The sequence below is a fragment of the Curtobacterium sp. MCJR17_020 genome, from assembly GCF_003234365.2.
In the GTDB taxonomy this organism is placed as follows: Bacteria; Actinomycetota; Actinomycetes; order Actinomycetales; family Microbacteriaceae; genus Curtobacterium.
The window spans coordinates 2,936,463-2,957,718 of the sequence record NZ_CP126260.1 but is presented as its reverse complement, the minus strand read 5'-3'; the positions used below and the strand labels follow the sequence as shown (position 1 = coordinate 2,957,718).

General features: G+C 68.6%; 26 protein-coding genes. 8 read left to right on the top strand and 18 right to left on the bottom strand.

Translation table 11 applies throughout. The features are described from left to right. Nucleotides 1-9 precede the first annotated feature (9 nt). From DEJ14_RS14015 to DEJ14_RS14000, 4 genes are all read right to left on the bottom strand, one after another. A complete protein-coding gene (locus tag DEJ14_RS14015) occupies nucleotides 10-372 on the bottom strand; it encodes a hypothetical protein (protein ID WP_111084452.1) in 363 nt (120 codons plus the stop codon). 83 nt (nucleotides 373-455) lie between these two features. Further along, nucleotides 456-995 carry a hypothetical protein gene (locus DEJ14_RS14010; RefSeq protein ID WP_146249695.1) on the bottom strand — a complete coding sequence of 180 codons (540 nt, stop codon included), beginning with the start codon at nucleotides 993-995 and terminating at the stop codon, nucleotides 456-458. A 475-nt stretch (nucleotides 996-1,470) separates the two neighbouring features. Further along, nucleotides 1,471-1,980 carry a Pycsar system effector family protein gene (locus DEJ14_RS14005; protein WP_111084450.1) on the bottom strand — a complete coding sequence of 170 codons (510 nt, stop codon included), beginning with the start codon at nucleotides 1,978-1,980 and terminating at the stop codon, nucleotides 1,471-1,473. Then, the gene (locus DEJ14_RS14000; protein ID WP_111084449.1) at nucleotides 1,977-2,909 is read right to left on the bottom strand and encodes a nucleotidyl cyclase domain-containing protein; all 933 of its coding nucleotides are present in this window, start codon (nucleotides 2,907-2,909) and stop codon (nucleotides 1,977-1,979) included. The genes DEJ14_RS14005 and DEJ14_RS14000 overlap by 4 nt, the downstream gene beginning before the upstream one ends. Here DEJ14_RS14000 and DEJ14_RS19520 point away from each other — a divergent pair. From DEJ14_RS19520 to DEJ14_RS13985, 3 genes are all read left to right on the top strand, one after another. Further along, nucleotides 2,908-3,159 carry a hypothetical protein gene (locus DEJ14_RS19520; RefSeq protein ID WP_111084448.1) on the top strand — a complete coding sequence of 84 codons (252 nt, stop codon included), beginning with the start codon at nucleotides 2,908-2,910 and terminating at the stop codon, nucleotides 3,157-3,159. The two genes, DEJ14_RS14000 and DEJ14_RS19520, sit on opposite strands and share 2 nt — an antisense overlap. Before the next feature lie 286 nt (nucleotides 3,160-3,445). Further along, nucleotides 3,446-3,592 carry a hypothetical protein gene (locus DEJ14_RS13990; RefSeq protein ID WP_181437435.1) on the top strand — a complete coding sequence of 49 codons (147 nt, stop codon included), beginning with the start codon at nucleotides 3,446-3,448 and terminating at the stop codon, nucleotides 3,590-3,592. Between the two features lie 113 nt (nucleotides 3,593-3,705). Next, nucleotides 3,706-4,230 carry a hypothetical protein gene (locus DEJ14_RS13985; RefSeq protein WP_111084447.1) on the top strand — a complete coding sequence of 175 codons (525 nt, stop codon included), beginning with the start codon at nucleotides 3,706-3,708 and terminating at the stop codon, nucleotides 4,228-4,230. Nucleotides 4,231-4,276: 46 nt separating this feature from the next. Here the strand turns inward: DEJ14_RS13985 and DEJ14_RS13980 are convergent, their stop codons facing one another. Continuing rightward, entirely contained in the window at nucleotides 4,277-4,912 is a 636-nt protein-coding gene (locus tag DEJ14_RS13980) for a flavin reductase family protein (RefSeq protein ID WP_258373191.1), read from the bottom strand. A gap of 148 nt (nucleotides 4,913-5,060) precedes the next feature. Between DEJ14_RS13980 and DEJ14_RS13975 the strand changes: the two genes are divergently transcribed. From DEJ14_RS13975 to DEJ14_RS13965, 3 genes are read left to right on the top strand one after another with little or no spacing between them, the layout of a single operon-like run. Further along, nucleotides 5,061-5,903, top strand: a complete 843-nt coding sequence (locus tag DEJ14_RS13975; protein WP_220036389.1) for an NAD-dependent epimerase/dehydratase family protein — start codon at nucleotides 5,061-5,063, stop codon at nucleotides 5,901-5,903. Between the two features lie 55 nt (nucleotides 5,904-5,958). Next, nucleotides 5,959-6,492: a GNAT family N-acetyltransferase gene (locus DEJ14_RS13970; RefSeq protein ID WP_111084445.1), complete on the top strand. Its 534-nt coding sequence runs from the start codon at nucleotides 5,959-5,961 to the stop codon at nucleotides 6,490-6,492. Nucleotides 6,493-6,508: 16 nt separating this feature from the next. Beyond that, complete coding sequence (locus tag DEJ14_RS13965) at nucleotides 6,509-7,288, top strand: alpha/beta fold hydrolase (RefSeq protein ID WP_111084444.1); 780 nt, start codon at nucleotides 6,509-6,511, stop codon at nucleotides 7,286-7,288. 168 nt (nucleotides 7,289-7,456) lie between these two features. Here the strand turns inward: DEJ14_RS13965 and DEJ14_RS13960 are convergent, their stop codons facing one another. The 7 genes from DEJ14_RS13960 to DEJ14_RS13930 all read right to left on the bottom strand — a co-directional run bounded on the left by DEJ14_RS13960 (nucleotide 7,457) and on the right by DEJ14_RS13930 (nucleotide 12,002). Beyond that, nucleotides 7,457-8,101, bottom strand: a complete 645-nt coding sequence (locus DEJ14_RS13960) for an immunity protein CdiI family protein (protein ID WP_502868833.1) — start codon at nucleotides 8,099-8,101, stop codon at nucleotides 7,457-7,459. A gap of 357 nt (nucleotides 8,102-8,458) precedes the next feature. Beyond that, nucleotides 8,459-8,599, bottom strand: coding sequence for a hypothetical protein (locus DEJ14_RS13955; protein ID WP_165901085.1), 141 nt, complete (start codon nucleotides 8,597-8,599; stop codon nucleotides 8,459-8,461). Nucleotides 8,600-8,616: 17 nt separating this feature from the next. Then, nucleotides 8,617-9,144, bottom strand: coding sequence for a hypothetical protein (locus DEJ14_RS13950; protein WP_146249693.1), 528 nt, complete (start codon nucleotides 9,142-9,144; stop codon nucleotides 8,617-8,619). A gap of 11 nt (nucleotides 9,145-9,155) precedes the next feature. Further along, on the bottom strand, nucleotides 9,156-9,809 hold the full coding sequence (locus DEJ14_RS13945; protein WP_111084441.1) for a signal peptidase I: 654 nt from the start codon (nucleotides 9,807-9,809) through the stop codon (nucleotides 9,156-9,158). Continuing rightward, the gene (locus tag DEJ14_RS13940) at nucleotides 9,806-10,702 is read right to left on the bottom strand and encodes a hypothetical protein (protein WP_111084440.1); all 897 of its coding nucleotides are present in this window, start codon (nucleotides 10,700-10,702) and stop codon (nucleotides 9,806-9,808) included. The genes DEJ14_RS13945 and DEJ14_RS13940 overlap by 4 nt, the downstream gene beginning before the upstream one ends. Continuing rightward, entirely contained in the window at nucleotides 10,699-11,295 is a 597-nt protein-coding gene (locus DEJ14_RS13935) for a TasA family protein (RefSeq protein ID WP_111084439.1), read from the bottom strand. The genes DEJ14_RS13940 and DEJ14_RS13935 overlap by 4 nt, the downstream gene beginning before the upstream one ends. Before the next feature lie 152 nt (nucleotides 11,296-11,447). Continuing rightward, entirely contained in the window at nucleotides 11,448-12,002 is a 555-nt protein-coding gene (locus DEJ14_RS13930) for an alternate-type signal peptide domain-containing protein (RefSeq protein ID WP_111084438.1), read from the bottom strand. A 357-nt stretch (nucleotides 12,003-12,359) separates the two neighbouring features. On the opposite strand from DEJ14_RS13930, the gene pnuC reads away from it, so the two are divergent. Beyond that, nucleotides 12,360-13,025, top strand: coding sequence for a nicotinamide riboside transporter PnuC (gene pnuC, locus DEJ14_RS13925; RefSeq protein WP_111084437.1), 666 nt, complete (start codon nucleotides 12,360-12,362; stop codon nucleotides 13,023-13,025). Nucleotides 13,026-13,128: 103 nt separating this feature from the next. Beyond that, nucleotides 13,129-13,839, top strand: coding sequence for a TetR/AcrR family transcriptional regulator (locus tag DEJ14_RS13920; protein ID WP_111084436.1), 711 nt, complete (start codon nucleotides 13,129-13,131; stop codon nucleotides 13,837-13,839). On the opposite strand, the gene DEJ14_RS13915 is transcribed toward DEJ14_RS13920, so the two are convergent. The 6 genes from DEJ14_RS13915 to DEJ14_RS13890 all read right to left on the bottom strand — a co-directional run bounded on the left by DEJ14_RS13915 (nucleotide 13,836) and on the right by DEJ14_RS13890 (nucleotide 21,139). Continuing rightward, on the bottom strand, nucleotides 13,836-15,059 hold the full coding sequence (locus tag DEJ14_RS13915; protein ID WP_111084435.1) for an ABC transporter permease: 1,224 nt from the start codon (nucleotides 15,057-15,059) through the stop codon (nucleotides 13,836-13,838). The genes DEJ14_RS13920 and DEJ14_RS13915 overlap by 4 nt on opposite strands. Next, nucleotides 15,056-15,991, bottom strand: a complete 936-nt coding sequence (locus DEJ14_RS13910; RefSeq protein ID WP_111084434.1) for an ABC transporter ATP-binding protein — start codon at nucleotides 15,989-15,991, stop codon at nucleotides 15,056-15,058. Before DEJ14_RS13910 ends, DEJ14_RS13915 begins: the two co-directional genes overlap by 4 nt. A 255-nt stretch (nucleotides 15,992-16,246) precedes the next feature. Beyond that, nucleotides 16,247-17,908 (bottom strand): glycoside hydrolase family 13 protein, encoded by a 1,662-nt coding sequence (locus tag DEJ14_RS13905; protein ID WP_111084499.1) that lies wholly within the window; start codon nucleotides 17,906-17,908, stop codon nucleotides 16,247-16,249. 68 nt (nucleotides 17,909-17,976) lie between these two features. After that, on the bottom strand, nucleotides 17,977-18,882 hold the full coding sequence (locus DEJ14_RS13900; RefSeq protein WP_111084433.1) for a carbohydrate ABC transporter permease: 906 nt from the start codon (nucleotides 18,880-18,882) through the stop codon (nucleotides 17,977-17,979). Next, nucleotides 18,882-19,829, bottom strand: coding sequence for a carbohydrate ABC transporter permease (locus tag DEJ14_RS13895; protein ID WP_111084432.1), 948 nt, complete (start codon nucleotides 19,827-19,829; stop codon nucleotides 18,882-18,884). The genes DEJ14_RS13900 and DEJ14_RS13895 overlap by 1 nt, the downstream gene beginning before the upstream one ends. A gap of 11 nt (nucleotides 19,830-19,840) precedes the next feature. Next, complete coding sequence (locus tag DEJ14_RS13890) at nucleotides 19,841-21,139, bottom strand: ABC transporter substrate-binding protein (protein WP_111084431.1); 1,299 nt, start codon at nucleotides 21,137-21,139, stop codon at nucleotides 19,841-19,843. Nucleotides 21,140-21,256 lie beyond the last annotated feature (117 nt).

Below are 21,256 nucleotides of genomic sequence, written 5' to 3'. Positions count from 1 at the left end.
GCTTGTCAGTCAGGGACGCTCGTCGACGAGGGCGATGAACCGGCTACCGATGCCCTCGACCTCTCGTCGGGTGAGCCCCGCGGTCGGTTCCGGCGCCTGGTACGGCTCGTGGTAGTCGCACATCAGGTAGTCCCACTCGGGCCACCACTTCTTCGGCCGCGCTTCTTCGGCGAACGCGCAGACGACGCACTCGAGGCGGACCCAGACCTTCTTGGCACCCGTGCGGTTGGCCCGGGACTGCACGAGCCACGCCGGCGGATCCTGTTCGATCGCCTCGAGTTCGGCTTCGCTGAGACGCGCGGGGATTCCGTGGTGGGTCGCCATCTCGAGGGTGATGTCGAGTCGAACGGCAGCGTCGCGTCGGGAGAGCATCCGACCAGATTAGGTTCTGTCGGGGCGCAGCGCCCGTCGGATCGCTCAGCGCCCGTCGGACCTCGCAGCGCCCGTTGGATTGCTCAGTGCCCGTCGAGGGCGTGGCATCCGCCGTCGAGGACCCACCCTGCGGTCGTGACCTCGGCCGTGCCGTCCCGCTGGACCTCTCCGATCAGGCAACCGGACATCTCGACCTGCGCCTCGAACAGCACCTTCTCACCGCTCTGCGTCGTCACGATCCAGCGGTCCGGCGCCCCGACGCCGTCGAGGATCTGCTCGACCGCCGGCTGCAGGACCGGGGTCGACTGCGCAGCGAGCTCCCGCTCCACCTGAGCACGTGCGACGTCGAGCGCTGCCGCCGACTCCGCGGTCAGCTCGGTGCGGTCGTGGTGCCGTTTGTTGAGCCCGTACTGCGATGGGCTGTCTGCGCCTGGGCCGGCGCCGTCCCCGGATGCGGCGTAGGTGCCCGCGGCACCCGTCGGCTCTCCGGCCGTGGTGCCGGCGTGCGCGCTGCTCGTCGACGGGCCACTGGAGGCCGGGTCGCTCTCGACCGCGCAGCCCGTCAGCACGATCAGCGCGAGCAGCGCCCCGGTCACCGATGCGGTCGTTCTGTGGTCCCCCATGAGCGGCATCCTGACAGAGCGCGGGGGAGAGCACTGGGCTCGACACCGGATCGTGATGCAGGGTGTGGCCGTCGCGTCCTTCCGAACTCCAACCAGGTCAGGTGGGTCTGGTCGGCATCGCAGCCCGACCGTCGCGGCTCATCCCGAGTGGGCCGCGGTCGGCCTCCTGCAGAACGACGCGGGGCACAGGCCGGTGCGATGCGCTGATGCGGCGGTGGCCAGATGGCGGGCGAATGCGACCCGTTCGACAAGCGGCTTGTTCTGAAGCGATTGAGGCACCTTCATCGGGCATTCTTGCGGGACAGGCGTACGGGGATCCGCCGAGCAGCGCGGACATGGCAGCCCATCGGTCGCGTTGCGATGGTCAGGCTGGAGCGGTGAGCGACCGGCTATCGGGGACGGTTGCTTCACCGCGTCAGACCTAACTCATCGGTGCCCAGGCCCCACACGCTCACTTCGGGACGGTTTCGCGCGGTTACGCGAGAACGCTCATTGTCGCACCGGTGACAAGTGCGGCTAAGGCAAGGGCGAGCAGGACTGTCGACCAGATCGTCAAAGCGAACTTCCTGTCAGCGATAGCTGCGTTGATGGCGACCTGGCGGAGAAGGTTTGCGCTCAACTTGCCGCGAGCTTGGGCAGCTGCGAATGCTGCGGCGTAGTCGGTGGGCGCTGGGTAGAGCGAGGCGACTGCCCGATAGAACACCACCTCGTCCGGGTCCGACGCGAGGAAGCGACGTCTCGGTATCAACCCGAGAACCACGCATAGGGCCGCACTGGCAAGCAGTGCTCCGGCAACTGCGGCCGTGGCGAGGATGGAAGGTTGCCCACATGCGTTCTGCGCCACCGCGTACACCCCGCCGCCAGCGATGCCTACCAGTGCGAGCAACGCAGTGAGCTTCGCATCGCTGTGTCGAATCCATCCATTCACCAGCTCGAGCTGCTGCCAGGCGGCGCCTTCGAGCCGTTCTGACTTCTTCTTGCTCATCGGTTGGACAACCCGGTGCGACGGTTCCGCGCTGCGGCCTTCTTGTCGGCCATCACCTTCTCGAGATTGCCAGCGCGTGCCGATCGCATCGACTCGTCGCGCGCCTCCTCAGACTCCGTCCTTGTCGTCTCGCCCTGAAGGATTGCGTCGCAGAATGTCTCGCCACAGCTCGTGCACCACGTTGAGGTCAGCACCCGGCCATAGCGGCTGTCGTCATTCTCCGGAACGTTGTCGATGGTCTTGTTTCGCCACAAAGCGACGGGCTTCGTCCCGGGTTCATGGGCACAAGTCGTAGTCAGGTAGTCGTTGTCTTCGATACTCGCCCAGACGTCGGCCGACACAATCAGTTCCCCAAGGCCAGCAGTCTGAGCTGCCTTCGCCGCGTAGTTCACCGGCTTCCCCGACCAGATGGGCTCTTGCTCGTTTGGGTTCCGAGGGGTGCCGATCCTCTTAGCCAGCACCCGCCCACTTGCGATGCCAACTTTGTAACCGGTTTCTGGTGCGTCAGGCCACCTCTTGCGAATCTTCTCGGACAGGCCGACACTGAAGGTCTTGACTGTGATCCCGGCGCAAAGTGCCTTCTCGTAGCGGTTGTCTCCCCAGAAGAGCCCGAACGCTCCGTCGCCTTGAATCTGAATGAAGTCAGCGCCGAAGTGCTTGAGCACCCCCACAGCGTTGTCGGTAGATGCCTCGTAGATGCTTGCAGTCGAAGACGCATGCTTGCCCGTCCCCAAGCGGGAAGAGCCCTTCAGATCGACCACAACAGCAACCACGTCATCGAGCTGGTGCCACTCGCGCTTCTCAATCGCCAGCTTTTTCACATCAAAGGAGGCAGGGTCCTTCTTGACAACGTCGGGCGTCGTGGCCAATTCTGCTGCGATGTCACTCTGTATCTCATTCAGGAGTTGCGACAAACCGGTGGCTTCCATGGGACACCCTCTCGTCGAGTTCAGAAGTGGGTCGATTCTCATCTCTACCACTGACATTCGCGAAGTCGGGCTCGCCCCTGGCCTCATCCACGACCCGAACGACCCCGTAGGCCGTCTGCTGTTCAACGTCGTCGCGATGGTGGCCGAGTTCGCTGTTATCTCGACACACCTGGTAAGGCGTCGCCTTCTGTCATTCGGTTTCCAGAAGATCGATCGCGCGAGCAGCGAGATTGAGGCGACGCGCCCGTGACCTTCACGATGCGTCGGCGTCAGGGCTGCGTAGTCGTTGCGCTGCACCGCTCAGCCTGCGAGACGTCCGGCGCAGAATTTAACCGCGCCGGATGGGGCGGGAGTGGCATCGGTTAAGCCTCGGAACTCCCCATGGTGACACTCCCGGGACTGCTCACGGTGATCGGTTGCGTCGGGTACATACTCAACGAGAGCCTCACCTCGTACAGCACCTGCGGCGCCCGCACCGTGACCTGCGGTGAAGCCGGCTCTGGTACAGCAGCATGCGCCTCACCTTCGTCGGCGGCTTGGCTGCAGTCATCACTGGGGGTGGGGTCGGCATCCGCCGCCACTACCGGGCCAGTGGCGTCTGGTACCCGCTCGCCGGGCTCGGCGGCGCTCTCCTGCTGACCGCGGCCGCCGTCGTCCTCTTGAAGACTCTCACCCGCACCTAGGGCCTCCGACTTCGCCGTTTCGTAAGCCACGGCTGAATAGCCGCGGTCTCTGTCTCCATGAGCCATCGTTGGTGAAACGAGTCGATGGACTCCCGAGCCGTGTTGGCCGTTCGGTGACGAAGCAGCTGGCGTGGGCCATCAACACCGCAGAGTGCCGCATAGTTGCTGCTGTGGAACAGTGGACATGGGCGACGACCCGCAAGCTCGTCATGAAGAGCTACATCTGGCTTGCTGGAGCTGTCGCGCCGGCCGGTGCAGTCATCGTCTGGCTCGTCATCGCCAGCCGGGATGGCTCTTCGCTCGACGGCCTTCTCAATGCCCTCCTGGTCGTCATCATCTTCATCGTTGTCTTTGCCTTGATCGCTGCCGTCAGCGCTGTGGTGGCACTCCCGTTCACCCAACTCCTCGGTCGCGCTCTCCAGCGCACTCGGAGCCGCTCCGCTCACGTGGCCGCACATGCCGTGCTCGGCGGGATACTCGCAGCGATCGGAATGCAGGGGCTTCTGCTTGCTTTCGAGGACGACCACCTCACGTGGCAGTACCCATTGGCCGTCTCCGTCCCAGCAGGCGTTGCCGCAGCTATCGGCCGTTGGCAACTCGAAAACGCAGAACACCGGACCTCACTCTCGTCTCAGTAGCCGATCGGCTATCGAGCCGCGAGTCTGAGGACGGCGGTATCCCGGGTCATCGATACCACTCCTCGTCGATCGTGGCGAGCTTCGACGGCCGCAGCTCGTCGGTCAGGCCGTAGAAGCGCTGGAAGGCCATGATGAGCGGCCGCCACCGGTCGGGGTCGATGCGGTTCGTCGTCCCCGCTGCGCGGATGTCCTCGTGCACGTGGACGCGGGAGACCGCGGCTTCGAACAGGAAGGTCGCGCCGTCGCCCGACTCCTCGCCCGTGAGGGTGTGCGCGTTGACGACACGCGCCTCGAGGTTCACGGGGCACTCGTCGATCCTCTCGGCACTGACGGTTTCCCCGGGACGTCCGTGCAGTCCGGCTGCGGTGAGCTTGTCCGGGACGTGGCGGTAACCGACCCGCTCCTTGGCGTCCGGCACGGGGTCACGTCCGGTCGTGAGCGCGAGGGCGTCCACCGCGGAAACGAGCTGGGCCGAGGGCAGGTTGATGACGCACTCGCCGGTGGACAACAGGTTCTTCGCGGTCTGGGACCGGCCGCCCATGCCCAGCACGGCCGTGTGTCCGAGCCAGAACACCGACGACATCGGGGCGGTGTTCGTCACGCCGTCCGCGGCGATGGCGCTCAGGAGGACGACGGGCGTGCCGAAGTAGAGGATCGCGGGATCGATGCGGGTGTGCTGCACGGGCTGCTCTCTGTCGAAGCCCGCGTCGGTCGCGAGCACCGCTGAATCTCGCGATCCGCGCACGCGGCGGCTGGCGGGTTCCGGACGTCGCATCCGGGCGCCCCTTCCGGTGGCCGGCCCGTCCCGCCAACCCTGCCACCATGGAGCGGTGCGCATCTTCGTAGCCGGTGGTTCCGGTGCCCTCGCTCGATCGGTCGTCCCGCTGCTCCTCGCAGCGGGACACGAGGTGACCGTGACGTCCCGGTCGGTTGAGAAGGCGCGGCTGCTCCAACGTCCGGGTGTGACCGCCACGGTGCTCGACGCGCTGGACCGTGACGGCACGATCGCCACGGTCGCGCGTGCGCAACCGGACGCCGTCCTGCACCTCATGACGGACCTCGGCACGGGGAACTCGGCCAGCAACGCGCGGCTCCGGTTGACGGGGACCCGGAACCTGGTCGACGCGGCACGAGGCGCCGGCGTCGACCGGATCGTCGCCCAGAGCATCTCGTGGATCTACTCGTCCGGCACGGAACAGGCCACCGAGGCGGACCCGTTGGACCTCGACGCAGTGGAGCCCCGACGGACGACGATCACCGCCGTGCGGGAGCTCGAGGCCGCTGTGCAGGAAGTCGGCGCCGGCGTCGTGCTGCGGTTCGGGCAGCTGTACGGACCCGGCACCTGGTACACGTCAGACGGTCGGTTCGGTGTGGCCGCTCGTGCAGGTCAGCTCCCCGCGACGGAGACGGTGACCTCGTTCCTGCACGTCGACGATGCAGCAGCGGCCGTCGTCGCGGCGCTCGGCTGGCCTGCCGGTGTCCGGAACGTCGTGGACGACGAACCAGCACCCGGAACAGCGTGGGTCCCCATCTTCGCTGCCGCCGTCGGCGGGCCGGTGCCGGGCGCCGAGCAGAGCGGCGACCCCGGGCGCCCGGTGTCGAACCGTCGTGTCCGCGAACTGGGCTTCGCACCGCGGTGGTCGACCTGGCGGACGGGCTTCGCCAGCCTTTGACCGTGTCCGGTGACCCGTCGGTACCCGAGACGCGATCATCCGACAAGCTGTTGCAATGGCAAACATCCGCCGAGCCGCTGTCGGTGATGCTGAAGCGATCGGACTGTTCCAGATGCGTGCATGGGAGCAGACCTACCGCGGCGTCGTCCTGGACGCGTTCCTCGACGCCAGGGCCGCCCAGCCGGGAACCGGACGCTGGGCGGAGCGCATCCGTGCCGGAAGTCGGCACGTGTTCGTGGCCGAGTCGGCCAGCGGCCGGCTCCTCGGCGTCGCCAGTACGACGCACACATCCGAAGCACGGGACGGCCTTCCCGCACTCGAATTGTCGACCCTGTACGTCGATCAGGGCTCACACGGAACAGGGTTGGCGTCGAATCTCCTCCACGCCGCGATCGGCGGAGACGACGCGCACCTGCTCGTGTTCTCGTTCAATCTGCGCGCCCAGCGCTTCTACGCGAAGCACGGATTCGAGCGCATCGGCAGACGGCAGCTCGACCCAGGAACCGGACTCGACGAAGAACGATGGATCCGTCGGCTCCCCGATTCTGGCAAGCCGACTCGTGAGCCGATCCTGTATCGGTACGGGTGACTCGTAGGCTTACCGGGTGATTGCGCGCGTTCTCGGTTCTGGTCGTCCGCTTGTCGCCCTCCACGGGTTCGGTGTGGATCACCGGATCATGCTGCCGCTGGTGGACGCCGTGCAGGATCTGCCTTGGCGGATGGTGTTCCTCGACCTGCCGTGGGCCGAGGCTGCTGCCGGGACCTCGTCTGCAACGAGCGCGGTCGAGGTGGCAGACGAAGTACTCGCTGAGATCGACGACCACCTCCGCGACGAACCGTTCGCCGTCATCGGGAACTCGTTCGGCGGCATGATCGCCCGTCATGTCGCGCACGAACGTCGGGACCGCGTGCTCGGCATCGCGACCCTGGCGAGTGTCGTTCAACCGGTACACGCGGACCGTGCCGTTCCCGAGCGCATCGTGCTGCAGACCGACCCGTCCGTCCTCGAGGCCGCCGGTGACGCGCGAGAGGAGTTCGAGGAAGTCAGCGTCATCCAAGACGCGGCGGCGTTCGCAGCGTTCGAGCGATACGTGCTGCCGGGTCTCCGTGGCGCTGACCTTGCGGTGATGGACCGCATCGCCGCCGACTACGCACTGGACGCCGTGCCGGACGAGCGCCACTCGGATCCGTTCACTGCTCCGGCCCTGCACCTGTTCGGTCGGCAGGACGACGTCGTCGGGTACGAGGACGGGCTCGCACTCCGGGACCACTACCCGCGAGGGAGCTTCGTGGTCCTCGACGGTGCTGGACACAACGTGCACCTCGAGCAACCAGAAGTCACTACCGCCCTGGTCCGCGATTGGCTCGCACGCATCGACCGGTAGCCCATCCTTCACTGGGGCAAGAGCGGGCTGACCCCACGCTTGCGGATCCGGTATGGGGCGATCCTCCGGCCCCGCACCGAGTCACGCTTCTCGGGTCGTTCGAACAGCCAACCCGATGCGCACTTCACCGGGCTCCATCGAGCGATCGGCTACCGGACGGTGGCCACCTCAGTCGAATTCGTCGACCCGGTACAGCGCGGACGCGCCAGCGTAGAAGACGACCTGGGCGCGAGGTCCGACGTCGCCCTGCAGGCGCCCGGCTGTTCGGAGTCCGAGGGCGCGGGTCTCGGCGTCGCCGAACGGGGTCCCGACTCGTTCGGTGAGGGCACGCCAGTGGACGACTGCTTTGGCTGTTCCCTCACGTGCGCCCGCCGCACGCGCCGATCTGACGTCGCGCTTTCCGTCACGCAGGAACTCGACATCGGTGCCCGGTCGTCCGTTCGGCAGCACGACGACCGTCCCCGACTCGGTCACCATGTCGATGCCACTGCCTGCGCCGCACCAGACGTGGACGTCGTCACCGAGCTCGAGCTGGACGCGACTTGCGAGGGTGAAGGACTCGACTCGGTGGGCTTCCAACACCTCGGGGGACGCCAAGGTCGACGGGACTGAGCTCGACTCGTCACGATCGTCGAACACCTCTTGCCTCACCTGCTCGAAGACGTCGTTCCAGGCCTGCAGGTCGTGCCGGAGTGACGCGCTCAGCCCGAGGTCCGTGGCCTCGGCAACCCCGAAGTGCTCTCTGGACCGCGATCCGCGGTACCACAGCGGGGAATCGTCGACCATGTACTCGGCCATCACGAGGATGATCATGCTCACCACCCGCACAGCGTACGACGGCGTCCGGCAGGGCTCTCGGGCGACGAGACCGGTGGTGTCGCGGACGCGACCCGCCGTGCGCCGCCCGTTGACGGGGGAAGCGCACCTGACGACGGACTGGAGGCCGTGCTCACCACGTGAGCACGGCCTCCAGTCCGTCGTGTGGTCGTGTCAGGACCGCTGGCGGCTCCGGCGGACACCGTGCGGACGGCGAATCCGAGCAGGGCGGCGAGCAGCGCGGCGTCGCCGTGACGACGCGCGAGGCGTGCTGGAACGTGACCGTGTCGCCGTGGATCTCGTCCGAGGTGACGCTGCAGTACTCACGGCGCGCGTCCTCCCGTCTGGGGTCAGTCAGTAGTCGGGGTCCTGGCGATCCTGGTCCTGCCAGGGGAGCATCCGGCCGGCGACCAGCGACAGCACGCCCCCGAACATGAAGACGAGCAGCACCGCCCACCAGGGGTTGCGTCGTTCGCGCGGCTGCTGTCCGTCCATGCCGTCACGATAGCGGGTCAGTCGGTCGCGCCTCGGGGCGGTTCGACGAGCAACCCGACGCGATCGGCCAGGTAGTCGGCGAGCGGGACGGCGGAGCCCGCGGCCGGTGACCAGCGGACGAGCGGCAAGTCGTCCTCGACGAAGAGCACCCCGGTCGAGCCGACGAGCGTTCCGTCCAACGCGACCGCCGTGGCGCCGTGGTTGACGGTGTCGCCGGCCGCGAAGTGTCCCTTCGCCGCAGCAGCGCGGTAGGCCCGACGGACCTCGGCGGAGACCGACTGGAACTGCGCCCGGCCCGGATCGGTGACCCGGGTGATCGCCCCGGTGGCCCAGACCCGGCCGCCGGACTCGAGCGACGACCCGATCAGCAGCGCACCGACGCGCCACACGCGACCGAGGGGCCGCATGGTCGCTTCGCGGCGGATGCCGAGGACCGCCTTCGGCTGCACGTACTCGCCGAGCGCTTCGTCCGGCACCCCGGCGGCGCGGAGCCGACGTGCGGCGTCGTCGAGCAGTTCGCGCACTCGCTGCACTCCGTCGGTCACGTCCACCGAGCCTAGACCGGGGCCTGCCCCGAGCCCCGGTGCGATGCGCTGCGGCGCCCGTGACCGGTCGTCGCACGTCGCCCGTGCCCGGCCGTCGACCGTCGGCGGCGCGCAGCGGTCACGGTGCCGATCGCGATCATCACGCCGCCGTACGCCAGCAGGACCCCGGCGACGGTCGGGATGAGCCAGCTCCGCGACACGTTGACGAGCTGGTTGACGACTCCGATCTCGGGGATGCTGTACCAGACGACGCCCCGGATCTGCGCGGCGGAGACGGGGTGCGGGTCGGCCTCCGCGTTGTTGTCGCCCTTGAGGACGAAGGTGCGTTCGCCGTTCGACGCCGAGGACACCGAGACCACGCGGTGGCTGATGACGGCCGGCTGGCCGGAGACGATCTGGTAGGTGACGACGTCGCCCACCTCGATGTCGTCGACGGCGGTGGGACGGACGACGAGCAGGGTGCCCGGCGGCAGCGTCGGCTCCATCGACTGGGTCAAGACCGTCAGCGGCATCGAGCCGGTGGCCTTGGGCACCACGATGAGCACGACGGCGAGGGCCGCGACGAGCAGGAGCAGCCCGGTGCTCACGCCGAGGACGACGGCGTGCACGACGGCGCGCGCGCCGGAGCGCTCGGCACGTTCGGGACGGGCGGTCGCGCGGGTCATGCGCCACACCGGATCGCCGCGCCGTTGTTCTGGGTGAAGAGCGTGACCGGGCCGCTGCCGGCGACGGTCGAGGTCGGGTTGCCGGCGCTGTCGAGGACCTTGACGGTCACGGTGAGCGTCCCGGAGGTGCCGGCGCTCGCCGGGACGTCGTTCGGGGCGATGGTGATGAACGCCGAGTAGTCCTGCGCCTTCTGGCCGACCGCGGTGGTGCCGACGAAGGCGCCGTACCAGGTGTCCTTCGGTCGGTTCGCGGCGTCCCAGCGCACCTCGACGTACCAGCCGTCGTGGTCCGTGCAGACCAGTGCGGGACCGGTGTCCGCGGCCGTCGCCGGGGTGGTCAGGGTGAAGCCACCCTGCACGACGCCCGAGGTCCAGCTGCCGCTCGCCACGGTGAGGTTGACGTTCACGGTGGCCGTGGCGGATGCCGGGGCCGAGGACTTGAGCGTGCTGCGGGTGCACCAGATGGCCGAAGCGCCGGCGGCGAGCTTGGACGTCATGCTCGGCAATGACGCCCAGGTGCCGGTGACCGAGCCGCTGCCGACCGCGGTGTTCGTCGTGCACGCCGCGGTCGCGGCGACGGGCCACGCGACGACGGTGACGGCCTGGGCGAGCGCCGTCGAGCTGCCGGAGACGACGGACACGGTGGTCGTCGCGGTGCCGGCGATCGTGCCCGAGTCGGTGAGCGTGATCGGCTTCGTGACCGACGTCACCGTGGACGAGAAGGTGGTGGTCAGCGCGCTCGTGCCGGCGATCGAGGCGGAGAGCTTGCCGATGGTGACGCTCGAGGCCGTGGTGCCGGACGCGCTCCACAGTGCCCAGGCGGCGCTCGACCCACCGCCGACGAAGACGGCGGTGAGCAGCACGGCGACGACGAGCCGGAGTCGGCGGTTCATGCGGAGACCTGCGTTCCGGTGACGGTGAGGGTGAAGTCGGTGACGGCGCCGGACACGCTCTGCGGCGCGTCGGCGTCGAGGACCAGCTCGACACAGCCGACGGAGCTCGCACCGGGCTGCAGTGTGAAGGAGCTGCTGCCGGTGTCGAAGGCTGCGAGACGGCCGCTCGCACCGGACAGCCCGGCGGTGCAGGCCGCAGCTGATGACACGTTGGTCAACCGGAGCGTCAGTTCGCCGAGCACGGCCGCCGACGACGCGTTCGTCGCGGAGGCGACCTTCGTGGTCGTCGTGGCGACGCGCATGGACAGCGGGATCGAACCGGTGTTCTTCACGGCGAAGGTGCCGGTGACTCCGGTACCCGGTCCGAGGACGGTCGTGTTCATCGTCGACAGGGTGCCGACGGTGATCGTCGCCGTCGCGGACTTGACGGTGGTGGCAGCGGTGCTGGCGGTGCCGTTCCAGAGGGCGTACGTTCCCCCGACGCCGAGGAGCGCCGTGGCGACGGCGATGACCAGGGCGAGCGCGACTGGCAGGATCCAACGGTGACGTCGCACCGCGCGGTGGCGGCCCGTCGTCCTCGGTGTCCCGGTCATGTGCGTCCCCTGGTGCTCGTGAGCCTCTGCTGGTGCGGACCACAAGTGGCCCAGACGGGCCACAAGGGGCCCAGACGGGCCACAAGAGCCCGGGCGGGCCGCGACCGGCGGATCAGGGGCCGGTCGTGGCCCGCGTCAGTGCGATCAGTGGATCAGGAACCGATCGCGGTCTGGGTGAGCGTGAAGGCCAGGGCGCCGACGTTGATCGACCCGTTCTGCCCGGTCGTCGCCGAGGACGGCAGCGTGATCGTGAAGACGACCTTGACCGTCGAGGTCGATGCCGACGGCGAGACGACGAATGTGTTCGCGTTCGACGTGGACTGCACGACGGTGGCGCTCGAGGACGTCACGGCGAGGGTCTTCTGCGTCGCGGCGAGGAGTGCGGAGTCACCGGTGATCGACTGGCTGGCGTAGGTCAGGTTCGCCTTGAGGTCCTGGCCGGTCGCGCCGATGTTCAGCGTCTGCGTGAACTGGAACGTGTTGCCCGGCACCATCAGGGCGGTGCTGGGGTTGATCGCGGTCGAGCGGCCGTTGGTGATGTCCGTCCAGGCGCCGTCGTTGTTCGCGCTGAGGGTCAGCGTGCCGGAGCTCACCGAGGACGCGGCGCTGGAGGCGCTGGCGTTCCAGAGGGCGAAGGTACCTGCTCCACCGAGGAGGAGGGCGATGCCGGCTGCGCCGGCGATGGTGCCGGTGACGATCTTGTGCATGGGGGAGTGGTCCGTTCTGCGCTTCGGGGCGCGCTGAGCACCACCGGCTCGTGATTCGGGTCGTCGTGCCGGTGGGACGGTGTCATCGACCTCGCGGGTGAGGGGTCGCGGCTGACCGGTGCCGAGAGTGGTCGCCGGGCTCCGGAGCGCAGATCTGCTGCTCGGGCGGGCTGGACTCGCTCTGGTGACGACGCTACTCGTCCCCCATAGTGCGGACAAGCCGCAAGATGCTTTTGCATGCACCCAGAACGGGGGTGATTTTTGTCCTCCCTGTGGAGGACATGTTTGTACCCCGATCGTGATCGGAATGCCGTGCGTTCCCGGACCGTTGCACCGACCGGAAACGAGGAGGGACCCATGGGCATCGTGCGCTGGCTGTTCGACGCGCAGATCGTCATCGGCGACCAGACGGTGCTCTGGCGCGAGGTGATCGGCAACGTCTTCGGGCTGCTCAGCGCGCTCGGCGGGATGCGCCGCAAGGTCTGGGCGTGGCCGATCGGGCTGGTCGGCAACGCGCTCCTGTTCACCGTCTTCATGGGTGCACTGTTCGACACCCCGAACCCGGTCAACCTGCTCGGTCAGGCCGGCCGCCAGGTGATGTTCATCATCGTGAGCATCTACGGCTGGTACCGCTGGACGCACCGTCCCGACGACACGTCCTCCGTGATCGAACCGCACTGGGCGTCGTGGCGGACCCGCGTCCTGCTGGTCGTCGGCATGGTCGGTGGGACCGCCTTGCTCACCCCGGTGTTCCGCGCCCTCGGGTCGTACGAGCCGGTGTGGAGTGACGCGTGGATCTTCGTCGGCTCGCTGCTCGCGACCTACGGCATGGCGAAGGGCTGGGTCGAGTTCTGGCTCATCTGGGTCGCGGTCGACCTGGTCGGCGTCCCGCTCCTGTTCTCGGCCGGCTACTACGCGTCGGGTCTCATGTACGTCTTCTACGGCGTCTTCACGCTGACCGGCTTCTTCGTCTGGATGAACCAGCGGGTGAAGCCCCCGGCAGCCCCCGTCACGGTCGGCTGAACGGCCCGCCCACACCGAACTGGTCCACGACGACCCGGCGCGGATGTGACGGCCCCCGGTCTGGGACGAGACAATGGGGTACCGCACACGATGGGATGGTCCGATGGAACCCCTGCACGGCGAACGCGTCGAGGACGATGAGTCCCTCGCCGAGCGCACCGTCCGCGGAGCGATCCGCGCCTACCGGCTGCACTCCTTCGACGCGGTCGACGCCTCGGTCGTGGCCGAGGTCGCGGGCATCCCGCTCGAGACCGTGGAGCGGTTGTTCCCCGCGTGGGAAGCGCTGTTGCTGGTGACCTACGACCGGTGGACGCAGCTGCGGGGCACCCGTCGGAAGACTCCGCCGGCGTGCACGATCGACCACGTCCGGCTGACCCTGGCCGAGGACGTCGCCGACCCGGGCCTCGTCCGGGTCCTGGCGGGCGTGATCACGGTCGCGAGCTCAGAGTCCGGGTTCGCCGAGCTGTTCCGCAAGCGCTTCGACGAGTACGTCGAGCAGCTCAGCAACGGTCTACAGCGTGACTTCGACAACGGTGCCGAGGAATCGGCGATCCCGGCGTACCAGGCGGCGACGCAGCTGCTCGCGGTGTACGAGGGGCTGCAGATCCAGATGCTCGTCCGGCCGCACATCGACGTCATGGTCGAGTTCGACCGCTCGGTCCGGACGCTCCGACAGGGCTGGAAGCAGCACGAGCTGCCGTCGTGGGACCTCGACGCCGACGTCCCCGAGCGCGAGACGCCAGGGCGCCAGCGACCGGCAGCGCAGCAGCAGGAAGCTCGCGAGCCCGAGCGGGAACCCCAGAGCCGTCCCTAACGCGAGACCGACCGCCGCCGCCAGGACACGATCTGCCGCAGCGTCACCTTCGACCCGTACTGCGCGACCGAGTGCCGGAACAGGTACTCGGCGAACCACAGCAGCAGCCCGGCAGCGACGAACACCTCGACGATGCAGACCACCGACTCGGTGACGCTCAGTGAGCCGACGGCGTTCCGCACCATGGCGGTGACGGGCGTGAACGTCGGGAAGTACGTGAAGAACGCGGCGACGGGCGAGGTCGGGGTGGTCATCACGAAGAACGCCGCGTAGAGCGGGATGATCAGGGCGAAGATCGCGGCCGACTGCAGTGCCGAGGCGTCCTTGATCGACGGCACCGCTGCACCGACGGCGACGAACAGCCCGGACGCCAGCAGCACGCCGCCGACGAGCAGCAGCGCACCGACGAGCATCCGCCACGGGTCGATCGTCAGCCCGCCGAGCTGCGAGGCGACGAGTGGCAGGACGGCGAGCATCCCGACCAGCCCCGGGATGACGAACACCCCGACCTGCACGAACCCGACGAGCAGCATCGCGATGACCTTGCCGCGGATCAGGTCGCCGGCGGTGACGGCGGTCAGGATCATCTCGGAGATGCGGTTCTCCTTCTCCTCGACCACGACGGTCACCATGCGTGCTGCGAGCAGGATGACGAGTCCGAAGAAGGCGGCGACGTGCAGGAACGGCGGCACGATCGACAGCCAGCCCGGCGCGACCTGCCCGTCGGCGTAGGTCGTGACGTCGGTGGCCGGTGGCGAGCGCAGGAGTTCGACGGTCTCGGGGTCGTCGACGGTCGCGGCGATGCTCTGCTCGAGCACCCGTTCGGCGAGGGACGAGTAGCCACCGTTCGCGAACAGGCCGCGGTCGGCGGCGTCGACGGTGATCGGCGAGGTCGAGGGGGACGACGGGAACGAGATGAAGGCGTCGAGCTCCCCGGAACGCACGGCGGCGCGGTCCGCGTCGGCGTCGGTGGACGGCGACCCGCCCCACTTCGCCGCGACGGACTCGGACACCAGCCCGGAGTGGTCGACGTAGCGGAACGGGGTCTTCGTGGCCGACGAGCCCGAGACGACCGAGTCGGTGCCGGCTGCCTGTCCGATGCCGACGAGCAGGGACACGATGACGATGACGACCGGCAGCGCGAGCGTGCCGATCCAGAACGCGGGCTTCTTCACCGCGCGGACGAACTCGAACCGGACGACGGTGCCGAGGCGGCTCATGCGGCGACCCCGTCAACCGAAGCCGCGGCGAGTGCGTCGTGGCCGTAGACCTGCACGAAGATCTCGTCGAGCGGGATCCGACGCATCTCGAACGCGGTGACGCGGACACTGTCCGCCACTAGCGCGGCGAGGATGTCGGCACCGTCCGGTGCCGCGGCGGACGTCGGCACGAGGTAGGCGACGTGCCCCTCGTGCCGCGCGAGCTTGTACAGCGGCGAGCGGGGGACCGGGCCGTCGAGGCCGACCCGGGCGACGGCACCGCCGAAGGCGTCCTGCACGTCGGGGATCGACCCGTAGGCGGCAGCGGTGCCGTCCTTGAGCAGCAGGATCCGGTCGCAGAGTCGCTCGACCTCGTCCATGTGGTGGGTCACGAGGATGACGGTCGCACCGTCGGCCTTCCGTTCGTCGACCAGGTCGAGCAGCAGCCGACGGTTGACGGGGTCGAGGCCCTTCGTGGGTTCGTCGAGGATGAGCAGCCGCGGCCGGTCCATGATCGTGATGCCGAGCTGCACCTTCTGCTGCTGCCCGCCGGAGAGCTTGTCGACGCGGAGCTTGGCGCGGTCGGCCAGGCCCACGCGGGCCAGGTAGTCCATGCTCCAGGCCGTCGCCTCGGGGCCGCGCAGCCCGCGGAGCCGTCCGAAGTAGGACATCACGTCGATGACGGATTCCTTGCGGTAGAGCCCGCGCTCTTCGGGCAGGTACCCGATGCCACCGGTGGCGGGCCGGTAGGGCTGGCCGTCGATGGTCAGGGTGCCGGCGGTCGGTGTGGTGATGCCGAGCAGGGCACGGATCGTCGAGGTCTTGCCGGAGCCGTTGCTGCCGAGCAGGCCGAACGTCTCGCCGGCGGCGACGTCGAACGACAGTCCGTCGACCACGTTCCGGTCCCCGAACCGCATGACGAAGTCCTGCACGCTGATCGTCGCCCCGCTCATGCGGCGACCCTACCGGCAGCGGCTGACGTCTCGGATGCCCGTCGCGGCCCGAGATGGTGACGCCACGGCGGACGGGAGGCACGGTGCCTGCCTGCACCGTCCTCCCTCGCAAGCTCGGTCGGCGCGCCCCGCGCAATGCTTCGCATTGCCGCCGAGCGGGGCGCGCCCGTCCGCCACCTGGTCGCGTCCACGACGCCCCGCCGAGCGGGGCGCGCCCGTCCGCCACCTGGTCGCGTCCACGACGCGCACCCTGCGTCAGGAACGCAACCAGGCCGTCCCCACGCCCGTGAGGGCACCGTCTGCCACCGGTGCCGAGGCGAGCAGCAGCTCGCCGGCGGGGAGTTCGTAGGGCCCGTCACCGAACACCGTCACGCTCGTCCACCCGTTCGGGCGTCGGAACGCGAGCACGTCGTCGCGGCCGGTCTCGAGCCACTCCAGGTGCTCCTCGGACTGCAGCTGCCCGCGCAGCCCGAGGGCCTTCCGGTACAGGTTCAGGGTCGAGTCGGGGTCGGTGTCCTCGGCCTCGACGCTGGCGTCCGCGAACCACGCCGGCTGCGGCAGGTGCGCGGTCCCGGAGCCGAAGCCGAACGACGGGCCGGACCGGGTCCACGGGATCGGGACACGGCAGCCGTCGCGGCCGACGTCGACGCCCGGGTTCCGGAAGAACGCGGGGTCCTGGCGGTCGGCGTCGGGGATGTCGCCGACCTCGTGCAGACCGAGCTCCTCGCCCTGGTACAGGTAGGCGGAGCCGGGCAGCGCGAGCTCGAGCAGGGTCGCGGCCTGCGCTCGGCGCAGCCCCAGCGGTCGGTCGAGGGCCTCCTGCGAACCGCCGGCGAGCAGCCACGCGGCGCCCTGCTTGTCGGGGGAGCCGTTCCGCGCCGGCAGCGCGTAGCGGGTCGCGTGCCGGACGACGTCGTGGTTCGAGAACACCCACGTGGTCGACGAGCCGGACTGCTCGGCCAGACCGAGGTTGAACTCGATGATCTCCTTGAACGACCCGGCGTCGAAGTCGGCCTCGAGCAGGTCGAAGTTGAACGCCTGCCCCAGACCGTCGGCGCTGGCGTACCGGGCGCGGCGGTCGGCGGCGACCCAGGCCTCGGCGACCGCGGTACGTGCCGGGGTGTACTCGTTGAACACGGTCCGCCACTCGGCGTAGATCTCGTGCACGTCGTCGCGGTCCCACAGCGGGTGCGAGCCGTCCTTCGGGATCTCTGCGAGCTCCTCCCAGGTCGGCAGGGCCCCGGACGGCAGGTCCTTCGCGAGCCCGTGGGCGACGTCGATGCGGAAGCCGTCGACGCCGCGGTCCGACCAGAAGCGCAGGGTGTGCAGGAAGTCGTCGCGGACCTCGCGGTTCGCCCAGTTGAGGTCGGGCTGCTCCTTGGCGAAGGAGTGCAGGTACCACTGGCCGTCGCCGACCGCGGTCCACGCCGGGCCGCCGAAGATCGAGATCCAGTCGGCCGGAGCCTGTTCGCCGGACGGCCCGGTGCCGTCGCGGAAGACGTAGCGGTCGCGGGCGGGGGAGCCCTTCGGCGCGGCGAGGGCCTCGCGGAACCACTCGTGCCGGTCGCTCGTGTGGTTCGGCACCACGTCGACGATCACCCGGATGCCGGCGGCGTGCAGCGCCTCGACCATCCGGTCGAAGTCGTCGAGCGTGCCGAGCTTCGGGTCGACGTCGCGGTAGTCGTCGACGTCGTAGCCGCCGTCGGCGAGGGCGGACGGGTAGAACGGGCTGAGCCAGACGGCCTCGACACCGAGCGACGCCAGGTACGGCACGCGTTCGGTGATGCCGGGCAGGTCGCCGATGCCGTCGCCGTTCGCGTCCGCGAAGGAGCGGGGGTAGATCTGGTAGACGCTCGCCTGGCGCCACCAGGTCTCGTCGGCGCTGGTGGTGGCGGGCTGGGCGAGGGTGTCGGTCACGACGGGCCTTTCGATGTTCGTGGCGGTGTCGGTCGGTTCGGTCGTACCGGCCGGGTCGGTCGTCTTGCTCACTTGATGGCGCCCTGGGTCACACCGGCCATCACCCATCGCTGGGTGACGAGGTAGACGATGATCGCCGGGGCCATCGCCATCAGGTACGAGGCGAACGACACGTTGTAGTTGTTGCTGAACTGGGTCTGGAACATCTGCTGCAGCACCGGCAGGGTCTGCAACGCCGGGTCCGAGGTGATCAGCGACGGCATCACGAAGTCGTTCCACGACGCCAGGAACGCGAAGATGCCGACGGTCGCGCTCATCGGTGCCAGCAGCGGGAACACGAGCCGCCAGAACACCTGGCCGGTGCTCGCGCCGTCGATGCGAGCGCTCTCCTCGAGCTCGGCCGGGATCGACCGCAGGAACGCGGTGAACAGCAGCACGCTGAACGACAGCTGGAACATGACGTGCAGCAGCGCGACGCCGAACGGGTTGTCCAGGTGTGCGAGGCCGGTGAGCTTCACCTGCGACAGCGCGAGCACCGGGAACGGCAGGAACATGGCGGCGAGCAGGTAGAAGAACGACCAGCGGAACAGCCGACGGTCCCAGTTCCGGGCGATCGCGAACGCCGTGAACGACGCGAGCAGGATCGTGCCGACGACGGTGATCGCGGCGACGAGCACCGAGACGCCGAACGCCCGCGGGAAGTCGGTGAGCTCCCACGCCTGCACGAATCCGTCGACACTGAACGGTGCCGGCAGCGAGAACGCGTTGCCGTCGACGGCCTGGCCGGTCGTCTTGAACGCCATCGTCAGGGTGACGTAGAGCGGCACCAGGATCGAGAGCGCGCAGAGCACGAGGACGACGGTGACGGGCCAGTTGGACCGGCCGCCCCGGCGGCCGGCGGTCCGGTCGGCGTCGACCGATCTGATGCTGCCCGTCTTCGTCGTCCCCGGACGGAGGGGTGTCTGGATGGTCATCAGAGCGCTGCCTTCCCGCGGGTCGCCCGCAGCTGGATCACGGCGATGACGACCGCGATGATGAAGAAGATCGTGGCGTTGGCCATCTGGTAGGCGTAGTCGCCGCCGTTGAAGCCCTTGAAGATCGACATCGCGACGCTCGTGGTCGAGGTGCCGGGGCCACCGTCGGTCAGGCCGACGATGATGTCGTACGAGTTCAGGAAGTTCTTGAACCCGATCACCAGGTTGATCAGGATGTAGCCGGCCGTCAGCGGCGCGGTGATCGAGATCAGCTGACGCCACGCGCTCGCGCCGTCGAGGGCCGCTGCCTCGTAGACCTCGCCGGGGATGGACAGCACCCCGGCGATGTAGATGAGGAGCGTCGACGGGATCGCCTGCCACGCGGTGACGATCACGATGGCGACCCACGCCAGGTCGGGGTTCGCCAGGATGCTCTGCTCGAGCGGACCGAATCCGATGGCACTGGCCAGGGCCGGCAGGCTGTTCGCGAACAGGAACGAGAACACGTACGCGATGACGATGCCCGAGATGACCATCGGCAGCACGAACACCGCGCGGAGGGCGATCTTGCCGCGGATCTTCGAGGTCAGGGCGATGGCGAGCAGGAACGCGACCGCGTTCACGACGATCACGGTGACGAGTGAGAACCCGAGGGTGAACAGGTACGCCTGCAGGATCGCGGGGTCGGAGAACACCGCGACGTAGTTCGTGAGTCCGATGAAGCGGAACTCACCGAAGCCGACGGAGTTCGTGAAGCTGAGCACGATGCCCATCACGGCCGGCAGCGTGATGGCGAGCGTGAAGAGCAGCAGGGTGGGGAGCAAGAAGGCGAGGAAGAGCGGTTCGATCCGCTTCCGCTTGTGGGTGACGGACTGGAGGCCCGGGGCGGCTCCGCCCCGTCGGCGGCGGTCCGCCGTCGTGATGGCTTCGGTGGTCGTGGTTGCCATGGGACGTCTCCTTACGCGGCAGTGCGGAGCGCGAGACGCGCCCAGTCGGCGTCGAGGGTGCGGAGCTGGCGCTGCGGGTCGCCGCCGAAGGCGATCGACTGCGCGTAGTTCGCGACCGGGATCTCGGCGGGGATGAGCTGCGACGCACCGAGGTAGAAGGCGGCGTCGTCGTAGTACGACTGCATGCCGGTCAGCGCCGGGTTCGACGCCGGGGGAGCGTCCTTGCGGACACCGAAGCCGTTGTTGTCGGCGTTGTACTTGTCGTTGACCTTCGACTGCATCAGGAACGTCAGGAACTCGCGGGCGGCCTCCTGCTTGCGGGACGCCTCCGGGATCCAGAGCGCCAGGTCGACGTTCACCCGCACCTTGTTGTCCGCGGCGTCGTCGGTGACGGGCAGCGGGAACGTGCCGAGGTCCATGTCCTTGTTCGTCTTGGCGATCTCGCCGAGCGCCCACGGCCCCTGCAGGTACATCGCGGCCTTGCCCTGTGCGAACGCGAGGTTGCCGTCGCCGTACCCGCGGCTGGCGGCACCGTCCTGGTGCCATGCCCGCAGCTGGGTCATGCGTTCCATCGGTGTCCGCAGGTCCTTCTCGAACGACACCGACGAGTCCTTGCCGACGCTCGTGCCCTCGCGTCGCAGTGCGTCGAACGTCTTCGGGGTGTCGATCGCACCACCGACCGTGTAGTCGAACATGCCCTGCGCGATCGTCCAGTTGTCCTTGAACGTCCCGTAGATCGGGGCGATGCCGGCCTGCTGCAGGCGCCCGCAGAGATCGGCGAACTCGCTCCAGGTCGTCGGCACCTCGAGCCCGTGCTCGGCGAACAGTGCCTTGTTGTAGATCACCGAGGCGGCGGTCACCGAGTACGGCAGCGCGCTCTTGCGACCCGGGTAGTCGGCGGTCTGCTGCATGAGCGGCCACAGGTCCGGGTTGATCGTGTCGGCCTGCGACAGGTCGGAGAGGTCCGTCAGGGCTCCGTGCTCGACGAACGGCACGACCGAGAAGTTGTAGTTCCAGCAGCCGAGGTCCGGCGGCCGGTTCCGGACGAAGTTCGCGGACATGCTCGAGGTCGAGTCGCGGACGACCCGCACCTTCGACTGGCTGTCGTGGAACTGCGCGATGACGCCGTCGAAGTACCCGATGACCTCGGGCTTCGAGACGTAGAACGTGATGGTCTCCGGCTTGGCGCTCGAGGACCCGATCGGGGCGCACCCGGCGAGCGCGAGGCCCGCTCCGATGCCGCCGGCTCCGAGCAGGAACGAGCGTCGGCTCACCGATGCCGCCGTCCTGGTCGTGGCGTGTGGTTGCACGTCGTCTCCGTCCGTCCGGACCCGGCAGCCCTGCCGTTCCGTCCTGCGATCGGCTCCGATGCCGGCCGCGGGACTAAATCTAGCGACAAAATCTAATTACGCAAGGAACTCGCTGCG